Genomic DNA, 16,527 nt, shown 5'->3' with positions numbered 1-16,527 from the left:
CCCGGGGTCCGCTGCTCAGCCCAGGGCCACGACGATCCCCGCTGCGACGAGCAGCGCGACGTACCCCCAGGCGTGCACGACCTCGGGCAGGTGCGGCGGGCGACGTCGGAGCAGCACGATGACCGGCATCGCGCCGACCAGCAGGGCCACGGCTGCCCGGACGTCGACGGCCCCCGCGAGTCCCGCGGCGTGCGGGACGACCGCCGGCAGCAGCATGGTCACCGCGGCTGCGGGCAGCGTGATCGCCAGCGTGAGGGGGTTCGCCAGCGTGGTCGCCGCCGTCATGGTGGCACCGGACCGGCGCAGCATCGGGACCGTCATCACGCTGCCGCCGACGCCGAGGAACGCCGCGACCGCACCGATCGGGAGGCCCGTGGCGGTCGGTACGCCGGTACGGGTCGGTCCGTGGTCGCGTCCACCGCCGCGGGTCGCGACTGCTCGATCCGTCGCCGAGCTGCGCAGGAAGCCCGGGCGCAGGAGCAGGTCGGCGACCGTGACCCCGAGGTAGACGACGAAGCCCCAGCGCAGGAGCGCGTCCGGAGCCTCTCGTGCGGCGAGCACCCCGACCGTGCCGCCGACCCCGAGCAGGACGAACAGCGACGAACGGCCCCGGAGTGGTGCGAGTGCGCCGCGCCGGGCCGAGACGGTGGCCACCGCGGCGTTCACCAGCATCACGAGGGCCGAGGTCGCCGTGGCCACGCGGACGGCGTCGCCACCGAGGGCTGCGTCGGCCACGGTGATGATCGGCACGGTGACGAATCCACCGCCGAACCCGAACAGGACGGTGGTGACCCCGACCAGGACCCCGATGACCACGAGCACGATGAACGACATGCCTCCATCCCAGCGGTGATCACCACGGCGGACGATCGGGTGTGCGGCAGGTTCCATCGAGACCTAGCCTCGACGTGTGCGCAACGTCCCGGTCTCCGAGTTCGACCACCAGCCGTTCGACGTCCTGCCGATCGGCACCGACTACCCGCCGGACCACCTGCTCGCCCGGCACGAGCACCGACGGGCGCAGCTGCTCTACGGTGCGAGCGGCGTGATGCTCGTCGAGACCGACGACGGCTCGTGGACGGTGCCGACCGACCGGGCCGTGCTCATCCCGGCCGGGGTGCCCCACGAGGTCCGGATGCTCGACGTCAGCACCTGGAGCCTGTACGTCGAGCCGGACGCCGTGCCCTGGTGGCCGACTCGGTGCACCGTCGTCGAGGTCGGGCCCCTGCTGCGCGAGGTGCTGCGCGCCGCCAACGCGCTCGACGTGCCGTACGACGACGGCGGCCGGGACGGCGCCCTCGTCCGGCTCGCCCTGCACGAGCTGCAGCGCGTCGCACCGATCCCGCTGAACGTCTCGCTGCCGCCACGGGGTGTCCTGCGCGACCTGTGTCGGGCGTACCTGGCCGAGCCCGACGTCCACGTGACGAACGCCGACTGGGCGCGTGCGGCGGCCGTCTCGGAACGCACCCTCGACCGCCACTTCCGTGCGGCCACGGGGGTGGGTCCCGCGAGCTGGCGGGTGCGTGCGCGACTGTTGTCGAGCCTCCCGGCCCTGCGGCGCGGCACCGTGACGGAGGTGGCGGGCCGACTCGGCTACGCGACCCCCGCGGCGTTCACCGCCGCCTTCTCGAAGGCGTTCGGGGCCCCGCCGTCCCGGTTCCGGTGAGGCCTTGCGCTCCCAGCGGTGCTAACGCATACTGAACTCAACGGTTAATTAACCGTCTGGTTCATCGAGGAGGCGACGATGGAACTCGACCACACCGACGTCATCCTGTCGGCGCTCGCCGACCCGATCCGACGGCGCATCGTCGAACGGCTCGGCAAGGGTGAGGCGACCGTCTCCGACCTGTCCGAGCCCTTCGACGTCAGCGCCCCGGCGATCTCGCGGCACCTCGGCGTGCTCGAACGCGCCGGCCTCATCACGCGCGAGCGGCACGGCACGTGGCGCACGTGTCGTCTCCGGCCCGAGGCCGTCGACGAGCTCGGCGTCTGGCTGGGCCGGTTGCGTCCCGACTGGGACCGCCGGTTCGACCGACTGGAGGCCCTGCTCGCCGCCCAGCGCACGCCCGCCCCGGTGGGCGGCCCGTCCACCGCCCCACCCGCCAGTTCCGCCTTCACCGTCGATCCGCAGGAGCAGTCATGACCGAACAGTTCACCGCCCACGCCACCCACCGCTTCGCCCACCCCGTCGCCGACGTCTACCGAGCGTTCGTCGACCCGGCGCTGCTCGCGCTCTGGTTCGGCCCTCTCGGCTTCCACGTCCCCGTCGCCACCGTCGAGGTCGACGCGCGGGTCGGTGGCGCCTGGAACCTCACGATGGTCAGCAACGACAACGCCGAGTGGTCGTCGCCCGTCACCTCGACCCTCGAGCAGATCGAGGAGAACCGGATCATCGTTGGCACCTCGACCGCGCACGGCATCCCCGGAGTTGAGGACGGCACCGCGCTGTCCCTGACGCTCGAGTTCGCCGAGGACGGCGACGGCACGATCGTCACCCTGACGCAGGGACCCTTCCCCGAGTTCATGCGCGACATGAACATCGCCGGCTGGACGCAGTCGTTCCACAAGCTCGAAGCACTGCTGGCGACACCGAAGGAGTTCTTCCAGCAGCCGTAGCCGCACCCCCCTGTCAAGGGGTTGTGCGCCCCGCGCAGAAAAGCGAACATCGTTCGGTGACTCGTACAGGGCGAGCGCCGAACGACCGCGCAGTGGCGTGGTCGGTTCCGAGTCAGGGGATCCATGACCACCACTCCGTCGACCGTCGCACGTGCGCGCCGACTCCCACGCTTCGCCGGCGCCCTCACGGTGCTGGCCCTCGCAGCCGGTGCCCTCGTCGCGACGGCTGAACCCGCCGCAGCGTCGGCGGTGTGGGTCGGATCGGCACCCGCCGGTACGAAGATCAACCCGGGCGACCAGGTGACGTCGCCGAACGGTCAGTTCAAGCTCATCATGCAGGGCGACGGCAACCTGGTCGAGTACGGCATCGGCAACCGCGTGCTCTGGGCCTCGAACACCGCCGGTTCGCCCGGCGCGATCGCCGTCGTCGGCAAGAACCGTGCCCTCGACATCACCAAGAACGGCAAACGCCTGGCGCGCTGGGCCTCGGCCGGCACCGCGAACTCGACGGCACTGAAGATCCGCGCGGACGGCACGATGGCGCTGCTCGCCGGCAGGTCCGTCGTCGTGAACTGGACCACGTACCAGGACCGGGTCCCCTCGGGGAACACACTGCTCGGCGGCACCGTGCTGCGCTCCGACACCACGAACACGCGCATCCTCAACATGCGCACCGACGGCAACCTGGTGCAGAAGGTCAGCGGCCGTGTCGTCTGGCAGTCGCGGACCGGCGGGCACCCCGGCGCCTGGGCCGAGCTGCAGCCCAAGGGCAACTTCGTCATCTGGACCCGTGACGCATCGCGCAAGAAGGTCGCGCTCTGGACCTCGCGCACCGGCACGGCCGGCTCCGGCAACCTGCTCGTGCAGGTCGACGGCAACGTCGTGCTCTACGGGTCGAAGGACACCCGCGTCTGGTCGAGCCGGCCCGTCACCGGACTGGCATGGCCCGTCAACGGGACGAGGATCACCGGCAAGTACGGCGACGACCGCGGTGCCGGGCACGTCCCGCGCTACCACCAGGGCACCGACGCCCCCGTGCCGGTCGGCACCCCGGTGTACGGCTCCGGCACCGGCGAGGTGACCAAGACGGTGGCGAACGACGCCTCGTACGGCAACTACATCGTCGTGACCTACGGCATGACCGCGGTGCTCACCGCCCACCTCAGCAAGATCGAGGTGAAGAAGGGCCAGATCGTGAAGCTCGGCACCGAGATCGCGAAGTCCGGCAACACCGGGCAGTCGACCGGCCCGCACGTGCACGTCGAGACGCGGCGCAACGGCACGCTCGTCGACCCGTTGAAGAACATGCACTTCCGCTGATCCGCGGCCGGTGGCGTCGTTCAGCTTCGTGAGCAGAAATGGTCGGGTCGCCTTCGGACACCCGACCATTGCTGCTCACGAAGTGCGGGCGGGGCGGCGCGGATACCCTTGACCGGATGACATCGCGCGGCGGGACCGGGGCTGGCAGCGCGGCCGATGCGGAAGCCGTGCTCGCGGCGTTCGCACGCACCGACGGCGGCGTCGCGGCGGCGCGTCGGGTCGCACGGCAGTTCCAGGGGCTCGACGACGGTGAGCGGTCGGCACTGCTGTGGAGCGAGGACGACGGGGCGAAGCTCGTCGCGGTGCTGCTCCTGGTGCAGGCCATGCGCGAGCACCCCGATCCGGAGCTGACCGACGAGTACCTGTCGGCGGCGAAGGCCGAGCGGTTCGACGACCCGGCGCTGGTCGACCTGGCAGCCGAGGAGCTCGTCGGCGCACCGCTCGTGGGCGGCTCGACTGGCCCGCTGTTCGCGCTCGTGAAGTCCGACGTGGCGATGGTGCGGCGGATCGCGATCGTGTCGACCCTGGCGTTCGTGAAGCAGGGCGACGCCGAGGTGCCGCTCGGGATCGCCGGACGCCTGGTGCGGGAGCGGAGCGACACCGTGCAGTCGGCGCTGGGGTGGGTGTTGCGGGAGACCGGCAAGCGGGCGTCGGAGCCGGCGCTCGTGGCGTTCCTCGAGAAGAGCGCGAGGTTCCTGACGCCTGCGGCTCGCCAGACGGCGACCGAGCACCTGCCGCCGGCAGCACGCGACCGCCTGCGGGGCTGAGCACCAACGACGCTGGCAACCAACTGTGCAGTCGGCTCTACCGACCATGTGGTCGGTTAAAGTCTCCGGGTGACCGAAACCAGCACCGCCCCGATCCACCGCGCCTCCGTCCGGGAGTGGGCGTCGCTCGGCGTCCTCACCCTGGCGGTGGTGCTGCTCGCGATCGACGGCACCGTGCTGGCCCTCGCCGTGCCGTCGCTCACCGCCGACCTGGACCCGACCGCGACGCAGGTGCTCTGGATCGGCGACGTCTACTCGTTCGCGCTCGCCGGACTGCTCGTCACGATGGGCAACGTCGCCGACCGGATCGGCCGGAAGCGCCTGCTGCTCATCGGTTCGGTCGCGTTCGGCCTGGCATCCGCAGCGGCGGCGTTCGCACAGACGCCCGAACTGCTCATCGCTGCACGGGCGCTGCTCGGCATCGCCGGCGCGACCCTGATGCCGTCGACCCTGTCGCTGGTGCGCACGATCTTCCGTGACGCCCGGCAGCGCACCACCGCGATCGCGGTGTGGTCGGCGGGTGCGACGGGTGGCGCCGCCGCCGGGCCGCTCGTCGGCGGTGCGCTGCTCGAGCACTTCTGGTGGGGCTCGGTCTTCCTCATCAACATCCCGGTCATCATCGTGATCGTGATCGCCGGCGCGATCCTGCTGCCCGAGTCCAAGGGCGGTTCGCGCACCCCGATCGACCTGCTGTCCGCCGTGCTCTCGGTGCTGGCGATCGTGCCGCTCGTGTACGCGGTGAAGCACGTCGCGGGGCACGGGTTCGACTGGACGGTGCCCCTGACGGCGCTCCTCGGCATCGGTGCGGGCTGGTGGTTCGTCCGCCGGCAGAAGCGCCTGACGACGCCGCTCATCGACCTGCAGCTGTTCCGGATCCCGGCGTTCTCGGGCGCAGTGGTCGCGAACTCGCTGTCGGTCTTCGCGCTGAGCGGCCTGCTGTTCTTCTTCTCGCAGTACCTGCAGCTGGTGCGGGGGTTCTCGCCACTGCTCGCGGGCGCGGCCGAGCTGCCGGCGACCCTGGCGTCGATCGCGGTCATCGCGATCATCGGGCTGCTGTCCCGACGGGTCGGACCCGGGCGGTCGATCGGCCTCGGCCTGGCGGTCGCCGCCGTCGGCATGGCCGGCCTCGCGTTCGCCGAGGGGCTGCCGACGTACTGGGGCATCGCGATCGCGCTCGCGGTGGTCGGCCTGGGCGTCGGGGTCTCGATGACCCTGTCCACCGACGCGGTCGTCGCCGCGGCTCCTCGGGAGCGAGCCGGTGCCGCCTCGGCCATCTCGGAGACCGGGTACGAACTCGGCGTCGCGCTCGGCATCGCGGTGCTCGGGTCGTTGCAGACCGCGTTCTACCGGTCGAACCTCGACCTGACGGGCGACGGCCTGGCAACGGGGGTCGCGGACCGGGTCCGGGAGTCGCTGGCATCGGCGAGCCAGGTGCTGCAGCCGGGATCGCCGGTGCTCGACCACGCACGTGCAGCGTTCACCGGCGGCATGCAGCTCGCGTCGATCTGCGCCGCCGTCGCGCTCGCCGTCGCCGCTGCGGTCGCGCTCCGGGTCATCCCCAACCGGCAGGATGGACCGCATGAGCACTGAGGGTCGTCATGAGCGCTGACGGGACACGCGACCGTGAGCGGACCCGCCAGGCGGTCCTCGAGGCCGCCGAGCACCTGCTCGCCGAACGCGGTACCCGGGTGAGCGTCGCCGAGATCGCCGCGGACGCCGGCGTCTCGAAGAGCGGCCTGCTCCACCACTTCCCGTCGAAGGACGAGCTGCTCCTCGCCGTCGCGGCGCACGGTCTCGCGACGTTCAAGGACGAGGTGCTGCGACACGTCGACCTGGCCGAGAACCGCCCCGGCAAGGTCCTCCGTGCCTACGTCCGGACCCTGTCCGGCGGCAGCGAACGGGCGATGGAGGTCTTCTCGCCGACGTCGCACTGGACCGGCCTGATGGCGGTGCCGGGGGTCGAGGCGGTCGTCGCGGCCGACGCCGAGGACTGGCGCACGATGTTCGCGCGCGACGGCCTGCCCGAGGACCGCACGTTGGTCGTCCGGCACGCGGCCGAGGGGCTCGCGGCCGCAGCCGCCATGCCGCCCTACCTCGACGCACGCGAGCTCGCGGTCACCCGCGACGCGTTGCTCGCCCTGGCAGAACCCGCCTGACGACCCGGCCAGGAGGCCCGGTGCGCGTCCGCCCCGCTCGCTCGGCGAGCAGGCGGCCGACCCGACCCCCGCGGTTCAGTCGGTGTCGCGCGGCTCGGCGAAGAAGGTGGTCAGGGAGACCACGACGCCGTCGCGGACCTCGATCACGTCGATGCCGCGCACCGCGGGGGCGCCGATCGGACCGAAGCCCCACGCCAGGGCGCCGTGCGTCCCGGAGGCGTAGCGGCGGCCCTCCTCGACGAACTGGAACGCGCCGGGCACCTGATCGAGCAGTTCGCCGGCCTTCTGGTCGAGGGCGTCCCAGCCGACGGCGGTGCCCTCCGGATCGGTGAAGGCGACATCGGGGGAGTACGTCCGCTCGATCGCGGCACGGCGGGAGGTGGCGTCTCGGTTCCCGAAGACGTCGTGGAGGTTCGCGGTCAGCAACTCGGACACGGTGGCCATGCCCGGAGCCTAACCTGGGGCGATGCACACCGAGGTGCCCCGGATCGACGTCGCACTCGTGGAACGACTCGTCGCGACGCAGTTCCCCGAGTGGAGCGGCCTGCCCGTGCACGAGGTGGAGCACCAGGGCTGGGACAACCGCACGTACCGACTCGGTGACGCGCTGTCGGTCCGGCTGCCGAGCGCCGACGGCTACGTGCCAGCGGTCGAGAAGGAGCAGGACGTCCTGCCGTACCTGGCCCGACGGTTGGACATCGCGGTCCCCGAGCCGGTCGGCCTGGGCGAGCCCGGCCAGGGGTACCCGTTCCCGTGGTCGGTCATGCGGTGGCTCGACGGCACGGTGGCCGCGCGTGCGGTCGACCTCGACCACGAGCGCTTCGCCGCCGAGGTGGGTGCGGTGCTCCGGCAGCTCCGGAGCCTCCCCGCCACCGGTGGGCCGACCGCTGGCGCGCACTCGTTCCACCGTGGGGAGCACCCGTCGGTGTACGGCGCCGAGGTCGTCGCGGCGCTCGACTCCCTCGGGTCGGACGTCGACCGTGCCGCCTGCGAGCGCGTCTGGGCCGACGCGGTCGCCACCGCGTGGGCCCGTCCGGGGGTCTGGTTCCACGGGGACGTGGCGCCGGGCAACCTCCTCGTGGACGACGCGGGGCGGCTCACCGCCCTGATCGACTTCGGCACGTGCGGGGTCGGCGACCCGGCCTGCGACCTGGTGCTCGCGTGGACGTTCCTCGACCCGGCGGCGCGCCCGGTGTTCCGCGAGGCGGTGGGACTGGACGCCGATGCGTGGGCGCGGGCTCGTGGCTGGGCGTTGTGGAAGGCACTCATCATGCTCGCCGGCAGTGCCGGGCCCCGGCGACCGCACGGAGCACGAACGCGTCCTCGCTGCGGTGCTCGCGGATCCCGTCCTCTGACGCGGCGGCGCGCCCGGGGCCGTGCGTGGGGCTGTGAACGCACCACGGGACGGGCGCGTACCGAGGAGGGAGAAGCGAGCCACGCCTACCGGCCGGCTCGAAGCGACCACGAGAGGAACGCGACGTGCGCGCACTGACCTGGCAGGGCACCGAGAAGGTGTCCGTCGAGACCGTCCCCGACCCGACCATCCAGGAACCGACCGACGCGATCGTGCGGATCACGTCCACGGCGATCTGCGGCTCCGACCTGCACCTGTACCGGGTCCTCGGCCCGTACATCGACAAGGGCGACGTCCTCGGCCACGAGCCCATGGGCATCGTGGAGGAGGTCGGCAGCGCCGTCACGAACCTGAAGGTCGGCGACCGCGTCGTCGTCCCCTTCAACATCTCGTGCGGCCACTGCTGGATGTGCAAGAACGGCCTGCAGTCGCAGTGCGAGACCACCCAGGTCACCGAGTACGGATCGGGTGCGGCGCTGTTCGGCTACACGAAGATGTACGGCCAGGTCCCCGGCGGCCAGGCCGAGTACCTCCGCGTCCCGCACGCGGACTACGGCCCCATCGTCATCCCGGACGACGGCACGCCCGACGACCGGTGGCTGTTCCTCAGCGACATCCTGCCGACGGCGTGGCAGGCCGTGCAGTACGCCAACGTGCCCGAGGGCGGCACGCTCGCCGTGCTCGGCCTCGGCCCCGTCGGCCAGTTCGCCGCCCGCATCGGCAAGCACCTGGGCTACCGGGTGCTCGCCGTCGACCCCGAACAGGTCCGACGCGACCTCGGGGCGAAGCACGGCGCCGAGGTCTTCGACCTGTCGAAGGACACCGTGCCGGAGCTCGTCGACCTGACCGACGGTCGCGGCCCCGACGGGGTCGTCGACGCCGTCGGCATGGAGGCACACGGCAACCCCGTCGCAGGTTTCGCCCAGCGGGCCGCCGGTCTGCTGCCCGACGCGTTGGCGAAGAAGGCGATCGAGACCGCCGGCATCGACCGGCTCGCGGCCGTGCACGCCGCGATCGACCTGGTCCGCCGCGGCGGCACCGTGTCCCTGAGCGGCGTCTACGGCGGCATGGCCGACCCGATGCCGATGATGACGATGTTCGACAAGCAGATCACCATCCGCGAGGGACAGTGCAACGTGAAGCACTGGATCGACGACATCATGCCGCTCGTGCAGGACCCGTCGGACCCGCTCGGCACGCTCGACCTGACCACGCACCGGGTGTCGCTCGAGGACGCCCCGCACATGTACGAGGTGTTCCAGAAGAAGCAGGACGGCTGCGTCAAGGTCGTGCTCGACCCCGCCCTGGCCGCCGCCTGATGCGGATCGTCGTCGTCGGCGGGACCGGCAACGTCGGGACGGCGGTGCTCCGCCGCCTCGCCGAGGCCCGGGCCGCCGCGCGCGCGGCGGGCGGCGCAGTCGCGACCCCGTCCGACGACGGCCGGCACGACGGCAGCGTCGAGATCGTCGGCGTCGCCCGACGGCTGCCGGACGTGCACGCGGAGCCGTACGGTTCCGCGGTCTGGCACGCCGTCGACGTCGGGGCCTCCGACGCGGTCGGCCAGCTCACCGCGATCTTCACCGGCGCCGACGCGGTGATCCACCTGGCGTGGGCGCTCCAACCGACGCACGACATCCCCGCGCAGTACCGGACGAACGTCACCGGTACCGCGAACGTGCTGTCGGCCGTGGCGCGAGCAGGGGTGCCGCAGGTCGTCGTCGCGTCGTCGGTCGGGACCTACCGCGGCGTCGACGCCGCGGGCAAGCGGACCCCGGTCGACGAGAGCTGGCCGACCGACGGCATCCCCACGGCGACGTACTCGATCCACAAGGCCGCGAACGAGTCGGCGATGGACGCCTTCGAGGCGGACCACCCGTCCGTCGTCGTCACCCGACTGCGTCCCGGGCTGATCTTCCAGCGGGACGCCGCCGCCGAGATCCGCGGGCTGTTCCTCGGACACCTCGTGCCGATGTCGATCGTCCGGTGGATCCGGTGGCTGGTGCTGCCCCTGCCGTACCCGTTCGTGTTCCAGGCGGTGCACGCCGACGACGTCGCGGACGCCTACTGGCGGACCGTCGACCAGCGGGCCGGCGGTGCGTTCAACATCGCCGCGTCGCCCGTGCTCAACCCGCCGCGGTTGGCCCGGGCCTTCGGCATGCTCGGAGCCGTCCGGATCCCGCTCCAACTGCTGCGCGGGATCGTGACGCTCACGTGGCGGCTGCGGTTGCAGCCGACGGACGCCGGCTGGATCGACATCGCCGCCGGCGTGCCGATCATGCGGACCGACCGTGCCCGGTCGGTGCTCGGATGGGAGGCCCGGCACACCTCCGAAGACGCGTTGCGTGCGCTCGTGGCAGGGTTCGCGGACGGTGCGCACGTGGCCGCGTCGGACCCGCTCCGGGGGTAGCGGGGGCTGGCGCTGCCGGGTCGGTTCGGGCGTACCGGGTGCTTTCGGGCGTACCTGGTCGGAAGTTTCGACCAGGTACGCCCGTTTCCACGTTCCATCGCGAGTGTGATGGGAAGGAACGGGCGCTCGGATCGCGCTACGCTGCGCGGATGATCGCCTCCGAGGAGCTGCACAACCCCCTCATCCCGCAGCTGTACGACATCGTGTGGAGCGTGGCGATGGCGCTCATCGTGGTCGCCGTCGTCGTCATCGTGTGGATCGCGGTCGTCCGGAGCCGTCGCTCGAACGGCGCGCCGCGCACGCTCCGGGAGCAGCGGCTCGCCGAGCTCGACGACCTGCACGCCCGCGGCGTCATCACCGACGACGAGCACCGCTCCGCGCGAGCCGAGGCCCTGCGCGGTTAACCTGGGGCGGTGCTGTTGCCGACGGACCTGCTGGGGGACTGGGTCCTCCGCCGGACGGTGGACGACCGGCGTGCCGGCCTGCAGGGCGTCGTCACCGGCACCACGACCCTCACCGCGGTCGGCGCGGACGAGGTGCTCTGGGACGAAGCGGGCGTGATGACGTTCGACGGCCGCACGACCCCCGTGTCGCGCACGCTGACCGTCCGGCGCGGCGATGACCACGCGTGGACCGTGCACTTCGCCGACGGCCGGGTGTTCCACGACTGGGTCGGGGGCGCGAGTGTGGCTCACGCCTGCGCACCGGACGAGTACACCGGCTCCCTGGACGGCGACGAGCAGCGGTGGACCGTGCGCTGGGAGGCCCGGGGCCCGGCGAAGGACTACCGGCTCGACAGCGTGCTCACGCGATCACCGGCGTGACCACGACGTCAGCGGCACGCGCCAGACTGAGTCCATGGCACGCTCTTCCGGCACCGACGCCCCGCGCATCACCCTGACCGAACCGACGAACCTCGAGGACTGGGCCCCGGCTCCCGGCGACGTCCTGACCGGTGACCGCATCGAGGGCAAGCGCATCGGCGTGCTCGACCTGGCCGGCGAGCGGCTGCCCGACCTCGAGATCGAGGAGTGCGTCATCGACACGCTGCGGGGCGACGGCGCCGACTTCCGCGGGCTGCGGGTCCACGACTCGGTCATCGACACGCTCGACGCCCCGGTGCTGCGGGCGTCGAGCAGCTCGTGGCGCGAGGTCCGGGTGTCCGGCGGTCGCATCGGTTCGGGTGAGCTGTACGATTCCGGGCTGAGCGGCGTCGAGTTCGTCGGGATGAAGTTCGGGTTCGTGAACCTGCGCGGATCGACGCTCACCGACGTGGTGTTCCGCGACTGCGTCATCGACGAGCTCGACATCGCGGACGCGAAGCTGCTCCGGGTGTCGTTCGAGGGCAGCAGCATCCGCGACGCCGAGGGGTCGAACACCCGGATCGACCACGTTGACCTGCGGGGCGCCGACCTCGACCGGGTGGAGCGCCTCGAGGGGTTCCGCGGCGCCACGATCGGTGCCGACCAGCTGTACACGCTCGCCCCGCTGCTGGCGGCGCAGGCGGGCTACCGCGTCGACTGACGGACCGCGGCCAGGGCGGCCGCGAGGTCGGCCTGCACCAGGTCGCCGTGCGCAGCCGCCCCGGCCTGGACTCCGGCGGCGGCGGACGCGACGACCGTCGCCATCGGGGCCGCGACGTTGCCGGCCGCGTACACACCGCGCACCGAGGTCTGCCCGGCCGGGTCGACCGTCAGCGCGCTCGCGTACCGGAAGTCGCCCATGAACTGGTCGGTCGCGACCAGACCCAGGTCGGACAGGAAGTCCACGCGCGCCTCAGCGGTGCTCGCCGCGGCGAGGGCATCGAGTTCGACGACGTCGCCGGAGCCGAGCGTGACCCCGGTCAGTGTGCCGTCCGACGAGCGGACCTGCGTGACGGTGTCGTCCACGACGTCGATCCCGCGGGACCGCAAACCAGCCAGGGCGGTGTCGTCGACGAGAGCCGGATCGGTGATGAACGCGGTCACGTGCTCGCTCAGTGCCCGGAACATGAGCGCGTGGTGCACGCCGTTCGGGGTGGTCACGAGCACGCCGATGCGCTGGTCGCGGATCTCCCACCCGTGGCAGAACGGGCAGTGCACGACCCCGCGCCCCCACTGCTCGGCGAGCCCCGGGACCTGCGGCAGGACGTCCACGGCGCCGGAGGCGACGACCAGCCTGCGGGCGGTGACGGCCGCGCCGGAGTCCAGCGTGACCGAGAAGCCGACCGGGTCGGTGCCGTCACCCGTCGTGGCGGACGCGGCCACGATCCTCCCGGCCGTCACCTCGACTCCGTAGGCGGCGACCTCGTCGCGACCGATCGCGGACAACTCGGCGGGCGCGATGCCCTCGCGCCCGAGGTAGTTGTGGGCGCCCGCCGACGGCGCGTTGCGGGGCTCGCCCGCGTCGACGACGAGGACGGCACGGCGGGAACGCCCGAGGACGAGGGCGGCGGAGAGGCCGGCGGCTGCTCCGCCGATGACGATGACGTCGTAGTGATCACGCATGCAAGGAGCATGCGGCCCCTGCGGTACGGACGGCAAAGAACCTTGCTGATGTGGCAACATGGGCAGCATGCCCCACGGCCCGCAGGAACCAGTCGTCCCCCGAACGACCGCGCAGGTGGTCGACGGGGTGGGGCCCCGGTTGCGCGCGCTCCGTGCCCACCGCGACGTCACGCTCGCCGCGCTGTCCGAGCAGACCGGGGTGTCGGTGAGCACCCTGTCGCGACTCGAGTCCGGGCAGCGCAAGCCGACCCTCGAACTGCTGCTCCCGCTGGCGAGGGCGTACCAGGTGCCGCTCGACGACCTGGTCGGAGCACCGCAGACGGGCGACCCCCGGGTGCACATGAAGCCCGAGGTGCACGGCGGTCGGGTCGTCGTGCCGCTGACGAAGCGCACCGGCGGCGTGCGGTCCTTCAAGCAGCTCTTCCCGCCGAACGAGCCCGGCGGCGAGCCCTCGCTGAAGACGCACGAGGGGTACGAGTGGCTCTACGTGCTGTCCGGTCGGCTGCGCCTGGTGCTCGGCGAGCACGACCTCGACCTCGGGCCGGGTGAGGTCGCCGAGTTCGACACGCACACCCCGCACTGGATCGGCAACGTCACCGACTCGGTCACCGAGGTGCTGTGCTTGTACGGGCCGCAGGGCGAACGAGCGCACGTGCGGTCGAGACCGGCGCGCTGACCGTCGGGCCAGCGGGCCCGCTCGGTCTACGCCGTGAAGACGTGCTCCATGACGTCGTCGAGGAGCCCCGACGTCTCGGTGTTCGACTGCTGGATGTGGATGCCGATGTCGCCCCGCGTGAAGTAGGTGTCGCCGTCGGTCACCGGGTACTGCGGGTTGTCGGAGATCTTCTGGCACTGGAGGCCCTCGGCCTCGGTACCGCAGTCGTAGCCCTTCGCCGAGAGCTTCTGCAGTTCCGTGCTCGCCGTCGCCGAGTCGACGACGTCGACCGCGATGGACAAGAAGGTGATGTCGGCCTGCGGGTCCCGCCACACGCAGTACAGACGCTTGCCGTCGGCCTGCAAGACCGGAGTGAAGGCGCTCTTCGGCGTCGCGATCGGGTCGCCGACGACCGAGGGGTCGTTCAGCGGAGCCGAGGCGAAGGCCTTGTCCCACTTGCCGGGGGTGATGAGATCGGTGCAGCTCGCCGGCACCGTGCCGCCGTCGTAGTCGACCCCGGGGACCTGCGTGATCGTGGAGGTGGGTTCCGGCGTGCTGCTCGGGCTGGCGCTCGGCGTGCCCGTGCTCTCCGCCGTCGTCGCGGACGGCGTGCCCGGTCCCGCTGGAGCGCTCTGGGCGCAGCCCGACAGGGCGAGTCCGATCGCCAGCGCCGCCGTCAGCGTCGCCGTGATCCCGGATGTCGTCGTGCGCGCTGGTCGCCGCATCGTTCCCCCTCGTTCGTCGTGCGGACGTCGCCGCGCCTCCGAACATAGGCGGCGGAGCCGGCGGCGTCCGCGAGCGTCACCGTTCCGTGACCCGTCAGCGCGTGCGCCACCCGCGCCGCACGCGCAGCGCAGCGCGCACCCGCCGCGCCCACCGGCGCACCGGGTTCGCGCGTCGCCCGTTCACGCGGAACGTGTGGAAGGCGCGTCGCGTCCGCAGCAGGGCGGACGGGAGGCCCGACAACGGTCGCGCGGACACCTGCACCGTGAGCACGGGGTCGGCCACCACCCGCCAGGCCGGGTCGAGCTGCATGCTCAGGTCGACGTCGTCGTGGACCTCGGGGTCCTCGCGGTGCGCTCGGCCACGGATGGCGTCCCAGGTCGACCGCCGCATGGCCATCGCGGACCCGAACAACGGTGGCCGGCCGAGCGCGGCCCACATGAGCGCGAAGTACGGCCGCATGTAGACGGCGTCCCACAGCCGACCGATCAGCGGACCGCCGTCGTGCGGGCGTCCGGGACCGGTCACCGCGACGACCTCCGGATCGGCCAGCAGTCGCAGCGCGTCGGCGATCCACCCCGGCGGCGGCACGGAGTCGGCGTCGAGCCGGACGAGGACGTCCCCGGAGGCCCGGTCGTAGCCGCGTGCCGATGCCCGGGCGATGCCCCGGATGCGTTCGGTCAGCACGACCGCCCCGGCTGCCTGGGCGACCTCGGCGCTGTCGTCCCGGCTGCCGTTGTCGACCACGACCACCTCGTCGGCGAGCAGTGTCTGCCCCGCGAGGGCGTCGAGACAGCGTCGCAGGTGCGCGGCGTCGTCGCGCACGGGGATGACGACGGAGACGCGGACCATCCTCCGATCCAACCGGAGGTTCGCTGTGCGCCCACGCGGTAGCGTTCCGAGCATGGACCGGACCGACGAACTCGCCGTGGAGCTCCGGCACGCGATCGGTCGCGTCGTGCGCGCTGCGAAGCGCGAGGCGGACTCGCTGCCGACCGCCCACGCGACGACCCTCGGGTTCCTCGAGCGCGAGGGGCCGATGCCGATCGCAGAGCTGGCTCGTCGCCGAGCCGTCAAGCACCAGGGGCAGTCGCGCACGGTCGGGGAGCTCGCGGACCTCGGGTACGTCGAGCGGACGGCGTCGGACACCGACCGGCGCGTGTCGGTCATCCGCATCTCCGAAACGGGCAGTGAGGTCCTCCGCCGGGACATGACGGCGCGGGCCGACTGGTTGGCGACGGCGATCCGCGAGGAACTCGACGACGAGGAACGTGCGGCCCTCGAACGCCTGCCCGGCATCTTCGAACGGTTGGCCCGGCGCGCCGACTGAGCGCTTCCTCACCCGGATCGGCCGCCAGAAGTACAACACAGTTGTAGTGTTGTCGCCATGGAGTTGACGAAGTACAACCACGCCACCGTCGTCCTCGAGCAGGACGGCACCACCCTCGTCATCGACCCGGGTACCTTCACCCCCGAGGCCGCCGACCTCGCCGGCGCTGCCGCCGCGGTCCTCATCACCCACGAGCACGCCGACCACTTCGACGTCGACGCGGTCCGTGCCGGGCTCGACGCGAACCCGTCGCTCGTGGTCCGCGGGCCGGCGGCGATCGTCGAGCAGCTGGGTGACCACGGCGGCCGCGTCGCTGCGGTCCGTGCCGGTGACGCGTTCGAGGTCGGGCCGTTCTCCGTGCAGGTCTTCGGCGAGGAGCACGCCGTCATCCACCGCGACATCCCGACGATCGCGAACGTCGGCTACTTGGTCAACGATGCCGTCTTCCACCCGGGCGACGCCTACCTCGTGCCGGCGGTTCCGGTCGGCACGCTGCTCATCCCCACGAGCGGCCCGTGGGCGCACACCGCCGCCGCCGTCGACTACGTCCGCGAGGTCGCGCCGCAGCGCGCGATCCAGATCCACGAGCTCCTGCTGAGCGATGCGGGACAGCAGATGAACGTCCGCATGCTCGGGACCGACGGTCTCGGCGGTGTGCCGACCACGATCCTCCACGCGGGTGAGCACGTCACCGTCTGACGGGCCCGACCGTG

21 protein-coding genes are annotated in these 16,527 nt (G+C 72.2%); 16 read left to right on the top strand and 5 right to left on the bottom strand.

The annotated features are described in order from the left end of the window. Window positions 1–15: 15 nt before the first annotated feature. Window positions 16–834, bottom strand: coding sequence for a sulfite exporter TauE/SafE family protein (locus EDF63_RS02150; protein ID WP_123310793.1), 819 nt, complete (start codon window positions 832–834; stop codon window positions 16–18). Window positions 835–910: 76 nt separating this feature from the next. Between EDF63_RS02150 and EDF63_RS02145 the strand changes: the two genes are divergently transcribed. The 7 genes from EDF63_RS02145 (at window position 911) to EDF63_RS02115 (ending at window position 6,859) form a co-directional block, all read left to right on the top strand. Continuing rightward, complete coding sequence (locus EDF63_RS02145; protein WP_123310791.1) at window positions 911–1,666, top strand: helix-turn-helix domain-containing protein; 756 nt, start codon at window positions 911–913, stop codon at window positions 1,664–1,666. Window positions 1,667–1,744: 78 nt separating this feature from the next. After that, window positions 1,745–2,143, top strand: coding sequence for a helix-turn-helix transcriptional regulator (locus tag EDF63_RS02140; protein ID WP_123310789.1), 399 nt, complete (start codon window positions 1,745–1,747; stop codon window positions 2,141–2,143). Continuing rightward, window positions 2,140–2,616: an SRPBCC domain-containing protein gene (locus EDF63_RS02135; protein WP_111085859.1), complete on the top strand. Its 477-nt coding sequence runs from the start codon at window positions 2,140–2,142 to the stop codon at window positions 2,614–2,616. Before EDF63_RS02140 ends, EDF63_RS02135 begins: the two co-directional genes overlap by 4 nt. Before the next feature lie 123 nt (window positions 2,617–2,739). Further along, window positions 2,740–3,936 (top strand): peptidoglycan DD-metalloendopeptidase family protein, encoded by a 1,197-nt coding sequence (locus tag EDF63_RS19025; RefSeq protein WP_123310787.1) that lies wholly within the window; start codon window positions 2,740–2,742, stop codon window positions 3,934–3,936. A gap of 116 nt (window positions 3,937–4,052) precedes the next feature. Then, window positions 4,053–4,703, top strand: a complete 651-nt coding sequence (locus EDF63_RS02125; protein WP_185021250.1) for a DNA alkylation repair protein — start codon at window positions 4,053–4,055, stop codon at window positions 4,701–4,703. Between the two features lie 69 nt (window positions 4,704–4,772). Continuing rightward, the gene (locus tag EDF63_RS02120; RefSeq protein WP_123310783.1) at window positions 4,773–6,293 is read left to right on the top strand and encodes an MFS transporter; all 1,521 of its coding nucleotides are present in this window, start codon (window positions 4,773–4,775) and stop codon (window positions 6,291–6,293) included. An 8-nt stretch (window positions 6,294–6,301) separates the two neighbouring features. Further along, window positions 6,302–6,859, top strand: a complete 558-nt coding sequence (locus EDF63_RS02115; RefSeq protein WP_123310781.1) for a TetR/AcrR family transcriptional regulator — start codon at window positions 6,302–6,304, stop codon at window positions 6,857–6,859. A gap of 75 nt (window positions 6,860–6,934) precedes the next feature. Here the strand turns inward: EDF63_RS02115 and EDF63_RS02110 are convergent, their stop codons facing one another. Continuing rightward, window positions 6,935–7,303 carry a nuclear transport factor 2 family protein gene (locus tag EDF63_RS02110; protein WP_123310779.1) on the bottom strand — a complete coding sequence of 123 codons (369 nt, stop codon included), beginning with the start codon at window positions 7,301–7,303 and terminating at the stop codon, window positions 6,935–6,937. A gap of 22 nt (window positions 7,304–7,325) precedes the next feature. Between EDF63_RS02110 and EDF63_RS02105 the strand changes: the two genes are divergently transcribed. The 6 genes from EDF63_RS02105 to EDF63_RS02080 all read left to right on the top strand — a co-directional run bounded on the left by EDF63_RS02105 (window position 7,326) and on the right by EDF63_RS02080 (window position 12,144). Next, window positions 7,326–8,351, top strand: coding sequence for an aminoglycoside phosphotransferase family protein (locus EDF63_RS02105; RefSeq protein WP_185021249.1), 1,026 nt, complete (start codon window positions 7,326–7,328; stop codon window positions 8,349–8,351). Continuing rightward, entirely contained in the window at window positions 8,339–9,532 is a 1,194-nt protein-coding gene (locus EDF63_RS02100; RefSeq protein ID WP_123310777.1) for a zinc-dependent alcohol dehydrogenase, read from the top strand. Before EDF63_RS02105 ends, EDF63_RS02100 begins: the two co-directional genes overlap by 13 nt. Then, window positions 9,532–10,620, top strand: a complete 1,089-nt coding sequence (locus EDF63_RS02095; protein ID WP_123310775.1) for an NAD-dependent epimerase/dehydratase family protein — start codon at window positions 9,532–9,534, stop codon at window positions 10,618–10,620. Before EDF63_RS02100 ends, EDF63_RS02095 begins: the two co-directional genes overlap by 1 nt. Window positions 10,621–10,769: 149 nt before the next feature. Beyond that, window positions 10,770–11,024 carry a c-type cytochrome biogenesis protein CcmI gene (ccmI, locus tag EDF63_RS18895; RefSeq protein ID WP_123310773.1) on the top strand — a complete coding sequence of 85 codons (255 nt, stop codon included), beginning with the start codon at window positions 10,770–10,772 and terminating at the stop codon, window positions 11,022–11,024. A 9-nt stretch (window positions 11,025–11,033) separates the two neighbouring features. Then, a complete protein-coding gene (locus EDF63_RS02085) occupies window positions 11,034–11,444 on the top strand; it encodes a DUF6314 family protein (protein WP_123310771.1) in 411 nt (136 codons plus the stop codon). 34 nt (window positions 11,445–11,478) lie between these two features. Further along, window positions 11,479–12,144, top strand: a complete 666-nt coding sequence (locus tag EDF63_RS02080) for a pentapeptide repeat-containing protein (RefSeq protein WP_123310769.1) — start codon at window positions 11,479–11,481, stop codon at window positions 12,142–12,144. On the opposite strand, the gene EDF63_RS02075 is transcribed toward EDF63_RS02080, so the two are convergent. Further along, window positions 12,129–13,106, bottom strand: coding sequence for an NAD(P)/FAD-dependent oxidoreductase (locus tag EDF63_RS02075; RefSeq protein ID WP_123310767.1), 978 nt, complete (start codon window positions 13,104–13,106; stop codon window positions 12,129–12,131). The two genes, EDF63_RS02080 and EDF63_RS02075, sit on opposite strands and share 16 nt — an antisense overlap. Before the next feature lie 58 nt (window positions 13,107–13,164). Between EDF63_RS02075 and EDF63_RS02070 the strand changes: the two genes are divergently transcribed. Next, window positions 13,165–13,782, top strand: coding sequence for a helix-turn-helix domain-containing protein (locus tag EDF63_RS02070; protein WP_123310765.1), 618 nt, complete (start codon window positions 13,165–13,167; stop codon window positions 13,780–13,782). Between the two features lie 26 nt (window positions 13,783–13,808). Here the strand turns inward: EDF63_RS02070 and EDF63_RS02065 are convergent, their stop codons facing one another. Together EDF63_RS02065 and EDF63_RS02060 are read right to left on the bottom strand one after the other, a co-directional pair. Then, window positions 13,809–14,486, bottom strand: coding sequence for a hypothetical protein (locus EDF63_RS02065; protein ID WP_123310763.1), 678 nt, complete (start codon window positions 14,484–14,486; stop codon window positions 13,809–13,811). A gap of 94 nt (window positions 14,487–14,580) precedes the next feature. Next, entirely contained in the window at window positions 14,581–15,336 is a 756-nt protein-coding gene (locus EDF63_RS02060; protein WP_123310761.1) for a glycosyltransferase family 2 protein, read from the bottom strand. Window positions 15,337–15,388: 52 nt separating this feature from the next. On the opposite strand from EDF63_RS02060, the gene EDF63_RS02055 reads away from it, so the two are divergent. Next, window positions 15,389–15,814, top strand: coding sequence for a MarR family winged helix-turn-helix transcriptional regulator (locus EDF63_RS02055; protein WP_123310759.1), 426 nt, complete (start codon window positions 15,389–15,391; stop codon window positions 15,812–15,814). A 57-nt stretch (window positions 15,815–15,871) separates the two neighbouring features. Next, a complete protein-coding gene (locus tag EDF63_RS02050; RefSeq protein WP_123310757.1) occupies window positions 15,872–16,513 on the top strand; it encodes an MBL fold metallo-hydrolase in 642 nt (213 codons plus the stop codon). The last annotated feature ends 14 nt before the right edge of the window (window positions 16,514–16,527 follow it).

It is taken from the genome of Curtobacterium sp. JUb34 (assembly GCF_003755065.1).
Taxonomy (GTDB): Bacteria; Actinomycetota; Actinomycetes; order Actinomycetales; family Microbacteriaceae; genus Curtobacterium.
This window is presented reverse-complemented; position numbering and strand designations above follow the sequence as displayed.